Source organism: Pseudoflavonifractor sp. MSJ-37, assembly GCF_018917965.1.
GTDB lineage: Bacteria > Bacillota > Clostridia > Oscillospirales > Oscillospiraceae > Pseudoflavonifractor_A.
Genome location: NZ_JAHLPP010000013.1, coordinates 1 through 5,353 on the forward strand (window position 1 = coordinate 1; position 5,353 = coordinate 5,353).

The 5,353-nt window shown below is 61.4% G+C and carries 2 protein-coding genes, 1 tRNA gene and 1 pseudogene; 1 reads left to right on the forward strand and 3 read right to left on the reverse strand.

Features of this window, described 5'->3' with window-relative positions:
• Together KQI12_RS12300 and KQI12_RS12305 are read right to left on the reverse strand one after the other, a co-directional pair.
• Positions 1 to 249: pseudogene (locus KQI12_RS12300) on the reverse strand (hypothetical protein); the annotation flags it as partial.
• Between the two features lie 834 nt (positions 250 to 1,083).
• Positions 1,084 to 1,159: transfer RNA gene (locus KQI12_RS12305), tRNA-Arg, on the reverse strand.
• 162 nt (positions 1,160 to 1,321) lie between these two features.
• Between KQI12_RS12305 and KQI12_RS12310 the strand changes: the two genes are divergently transcribed.
• Positions 1,322 to 2,293: a hypothetical protein gene (locus KQI12_RS12310; protein ID WP_216573760.1), complete on the forward strand. Its 972-nt coding sequence runs from the start codon at positions 1,322 to 1,324 to the stop codon at positions 2,291 to 2,293.
• Between the two features lie 99 nt (positions 2,294 to 2,392).
• Here KQI12_RS12310 and KQI12_RS12315 read toward each other — a convergent pair.
• Positions 2,393 to 5,353 (reverse strand): hypothetical protein (locus tag KQI12_RS12315; RefSeq protein WP_216573758.1); only part of this gene is annotated, 2,961 nt, incomplete at its 5' end.

The window sequence follows — 5,353 nt, forward strand, 5'->3', positions numbered from 1 at the left end:
CTTGGACTGGATGCCGCTCCCATCCCGGAAGCCGTCGAAGAGCATGGCCCGTTTGAAGCCGGTGTACTTGCCCTCGTAGTCGTTTTGCAGGAGCAGGTTGTAGAGGTGATAGTTCAGATCCGCGTGGGCCTGCGCCAGCCCGCCCAGCGCCCCGTCGATGCGGGCGAAGTCCTCGTTGAAGTCGGTCCGCAGGAACGGGTCCCCCGGTCCCCACTGGTGGAGCTGATAGTGTTGAGTATAGTTCGACATTCCAATCCCTCCTTAGTTTGGATATGGCCAAGGAAGAGACGGGCAGACCGGGACGGGAGCGTCGGACGAAAGCGGGAGAAAAACAGAAAAAGCCCTCCGCTGACGCGGAAAGCCTTTATCTGGTACGCCCGAAGTCCGACCGAGGAGTCCCTTCCCGAGAAGGCGAAGCCTGATCGGCGGCTGCGGCATCGGACCTAAAAACAGAAAAGGCCCTCCGCTGACGCGGAAAGCCTTTGTCTGGTACGCCCGAAGTCCGACCGAGGGGAGGTGCCAGTGGCACGTCCCCGACCGAGGAGTCCCTTACCGAGAAGGCGAAGCCTGATCGGCGGTTGCGGCATCAGACATAAAAACAGAAAAGGCCCTCCGCTGACGCGGAAAGCCTTTGTCTGGTACGCCCGAAGTCCGACCGAGGGGAGGTGCCAGTGGCACGTCCCCGACCAAGGAGTCCCTTCCCGAGAAGGCGAAGCCTGATCGGCGACTGCGGCATCAGACCGAAAAACAGAAAAGGCCCTCCGCTGACGCGGAAAGCCTTTGTCTGGTACGCCCGAAGTCCGACCGAGGGGAGGTGCCAGTGGCACGTCCCCGACCGAGGAGTCCCTTCCCGAGAAGGCGAAGCCTGATCGGCGGCTGCGGCATCGGACATAAAAACAGAAAAGGCCCTCCGCTGACGCGGAAAGCCTTTATCTGGTACGCCCGAAGTCCGACCGAGGGGAGGTGCCTGTGGCACGTCCCCGACCGAGGAGTCCCTTCCCGAGAAGGCGAAGCCTGATCGGCGACTGCGGCATCAGACATAAAAACAGAAAAGGCCCTCCGCTGACGCGGAAAGCCTTTGTCTGGTACGCCCGAAGGGACTCGAACCCCCAACTTTCAGAACCGGAATCTGACGCTCTATCCATTGAACTACGGACGCATATGAACTTTTGAACATTGAACAGGATATATTATAGCATCCTCTATCCGGTTTGTAAAGACCGCTTGCAAAAATTTTTCCTTTCTCCCGCATTCGTCCGACGGTCCCGTCCCGTTCGGGCCATCTCCTCCCCGGTCACATCCAACACAAGGAGGAATGGATATGCCGAATCATACCGAACACTATCAGCTCCACCAGTGGGAGCCGGGGGACCCGTTCCTGCGGACGGACTTCAACGAGGACCTGGCCAAGATCGACGGGGCGCTGGGGCGGCTGGATCAGCGGGGGATCGACACCGCTTACCAGCTCTATGAGCTCCTGCTCCAGCGGGACTATGAGGGCAAGTACACCGGCTTCAAGCGGGCGCTCTTCTTCGACGGCTTCCGCAATGCCGACCTGATCCAGAGCCGGGAGGGCTTCCCCCTCACGCCCACCGGCGCGGCGCTGGGCCGGACCACCCAGAGCGACTATCCGCTGGGTTATGGCTCCGCCTACGCCAAGGACCTGTTCTCCCTGAATCTAGCCTTCACCGGCTGCGGCGTGGTCACCGGGCTGAGGTTCCAGATGCAGACCACCTCCGCCGTCAAGGGCGATGTGGACGTGAACCTTTACTTCACCACCGGCGGCTTCACATGGAGCTCCACGAAAGCCTTCGCGGCCCCCTCCGGCGGCGGGCTCAGGGAGTACACCTTCCCCATCCCGGAGACGCCGGTGGCCAAGGGCTCCACCTTCCTCTTCCGGGTGTACGCCACCGTGGACAACGTGAAGTTCCGCTCCGCCGCCTCCTCCACCCATCTGGGCGGCACGGTGCTGGTCACGCCCAAGGCCATGCCCGCCGGGACTCTGATCAGCGCTCCGGCCGCCCTCCCGGCGGGGCGCTCCGCCATGGCCTGGGTCCGGCACAGCGGCGGCTCGGTGGGACTGGCCCTCCGCTCCAACGGGGCGGACCATCCCATGACCGCCGGGGAGGCCGCGCCCTCGGTGGAGCTCCGCAACAAGACCGCCTGCACGGAGCAGACCTTCCGGCTGGACGGCCCCCTCGCCGCCGGAGACTGGCAGGCGGTGCTCACCGGCGCGCTGGGCGAGGACGAGGATGGCATGACCGTCTATGACTACGGCGTGATCGTCCTCTAACAGGCCAAAGGAGCGGACCGGATGGCCCGGACAAAAAACCACCCCCGGGCTTCGGCCCGGGGGTGGAAAACTGTTAGGCAGTTTTAGAGGGAGGCAGCTTTAGATCGTACCCAGAGTCAGAGTCTCGGAAGCGCTGTTGCCCAGCACGACGCTGAACTCACGGACAGTACCAACGGGCATACCAGCAGTGAACTTAATGCCAGTAGTGCTATTGGGGGTGACGGTAGAGCCGCTAGAGGCTTCCAGCTTCACGGTGGTGTCAGAAGCCATGACGGAGGTAGTGGTCAGGGTGACGGTGACGGTATCGCCGCTCATCGCCTTGTTCTGGCTCAGCTCAGCCTTGATGCCAGCAACAGTGCCAGTCAGAGTGACAGACACTTCCACAGGAGTCTCGATGGAAGCCAAAGTCACATCGGCCTTGGGCATCTCGAAGCACTCGCCGGTGGTCTTGGTGGTGCTGAACACGACCTTACCGTCAACAGAGACGGTGGTGGTGTGGGTAGCATCAGCGGCCTTCACGGTGACCACATCGCCAGCGGTGATATAGCCAGCGGAAGAAGCGGTGACGGACTTGCCAGCGGCGGTCGCATAGGTGGTGCCGGTGACAGTGCCCACATCGACCTTGTAGCCGTCCACCAGCACGACATCAGCAGCAGTCACGGTGTACTTGTCGCCGGTAGTGGTGACATCGGTGTAGGTGACAGCGCCAGTGGAAGCGTCGGTCGCAACGGACAGGACCTTAGCGCCCTTGGTCACGTCGATGGTCTCGCTCACAGCCTTGAACACGGTAGAACCGTTGTAGGAGACCTTGTAGAGATTCACAGTGCTCAGAGTGTAGGTGATGACAGAACCATCGTTGAAGGTCACGTCATAGGAGGCGCCGCCGTTCGCCTTGACGCTCTTCACATCATCCAGACCAGACTTGATCATGGAGATGATCTGGGACTGAGTGAAGTTATCGCCCTTGTACTTGGTCAGAGTCAGAGTGCCGTTGATGTCCTTCACGTTCGCGGTATAGCCGCTCTCGCTGGGAGCCACGGGGGTGGAGCTGCTGTCCAGACCCTTGACGATCATCAGCACCTCGTCGTCGCCGTTCACCAGGATCTCACGGACCAGGGCGCGGTCGTCGTTGCTGGGCAGGGAGCCCACATAGGCGTTGTCGAAGTCGTCGAAGTTGGTGCCGTCGATCTCGATTACCACGGTCTTGCTGGTCAGCTTGTACTCGGAAACGGTGCCGCCATTGTTGACCGCGATGGTCTTGCTGGAGATCTTAGCCGCGCCGTTGGGAGTCAGGATGTCCTTGCTGGCGCCGGCATTGGAGGCGGCGGTCAGCTTGTAGGTGCCGTCGGTGTTGACGGTGTACAGGTACAGGCCGGTCTCGTGGGCGTCAACTTGGAAGTTGCTCTCGTCCACCTTGATCTCGGTGACCTCATCGGTGCCGGGCAGGATGGCCTTGACGGTGGTGGTGTCCTTGGTGTGGTTCACGATCTTGGTCACGAACAGGTGATCGGCCACATCCTTGCCGGTGATGCTGCCGCCGGTGAAGGCCACAGCGGCCATGTTGCCGCCGTTGTTGTAAGCGGCATAGGCCTTCACGTCGTCAACGGAGGGAGCGGAAGCGTAGCCGGTGTACACGTCCACATCGTCGATCTCGCCGTCCTTGATGGACACGTAGAAGAAGACGGTGCTGGAGGAGGCATAGGCGCTCTGGAGAGTGCCGCCGCCGACCTTGGACAGGCCATTCATGTAGGTCTTGTTCTTCGTAAAGTCGGTGGAAGTGCTGGTGTTCTGGGCATAGAGACCCTTGGCGTCGCTCAGCTTGATCTCGCCATCGGAGCCGATGGAGTAAGCGTACACGCGGGCCAGAGAGGAGTCCGCGTTGCCGACAGACAGGCTCTTGACCGCAGACTTGATGGTGGGAGCGGTGTCGCCGTCCAGATCGTAGGTCTTGGTGGTGCCATCCTGCAGGGTGACCTTCACGCGGTTGCTGTCGATGCCGTTGTTGCTGTTGTTGGAGCCAGCCCAGACATAGGCGTAGTTGCCGCCGTTCTCGGTGGCGTCGCCCACGGCCACGATCATGCCGTTCTGGTCCAGATAGAAGGTGGCCTCGGTGTCCAGATAGGCGTTGTCCACGTTGGCGGCCGCCTCGATGTCGTCATCGCCGCCGGTGTAGCCGGCGATCTGGGACACGTCGTACTTGGTGCCAGCCACGGTCAAGGTCTCGCCCTTCTTGTAGGACTCCAGCTTGCCGGTCACGGACTCGGCCTTAGCGACGTGCAGGTCGCCGCCGATCCAGGCAGCCAGGACATAGTCGTCCTTCTTCACGTCATCGAAGCCCACGACGTCCTTCTTGTCATCGGCAGTCAGGTTCTTGTTGTTCCAAGCAGACCCGATGTCGATGGTGATGGAGCCGTCGTCCTTCGTGGAGTACTTGCTCACCTTGCCGAAGAACTGGTCCTCCAGCAGGATGTAGTCCACATCGCCGTCGTCGTCGTTGTCGATCAGGGTCTTGGTGGTGCCGCGGTTGGGCTTCACAGCGCCGATGCCGGCCTTCTCAGCCGCGCTCAGCTCGCTCCAGGCCTTGGCGCCGCCGTAGTTGTAGACGACCTTGGTGCCGGACACGATGTCCAGATCGTTGTCGTCGGCCAGCTTGTCGACGTTCTTGTTGGCGGCGGAGGTGACGATCTTGTTGTCCTCAGACAGGACAGCGGAGCCCAGGACGGTGGCCTTGGAGCTGTTGCCGGAGTCGTTCTTGACATACAGAGTGATGGACTTGCCCAGCTCGTCCTTGCCGGTGGAGACGGAGTAGGTGCCGTCGTTGAAGACCTTCTGGTCCTCGTCGGAGCCGTAGTTGGTCACGTCGATGACGGTCTTGCCCTCGTCCTTGGAAGAGCCCTTCTCGGAAGAAGAGTTCAGATCGGCGAACTCGTTGGCGGTGACGACGCCCTCGACCTTGATGGCGTTGAACTTGTCCTCCAGCATGGTCTTGCCGGTCTTGTTCTGGACGGCCACGGAGGTGCCGTTGGCGTTGTAGGTCCAGCTGTAGGTGACGGTGTCGGC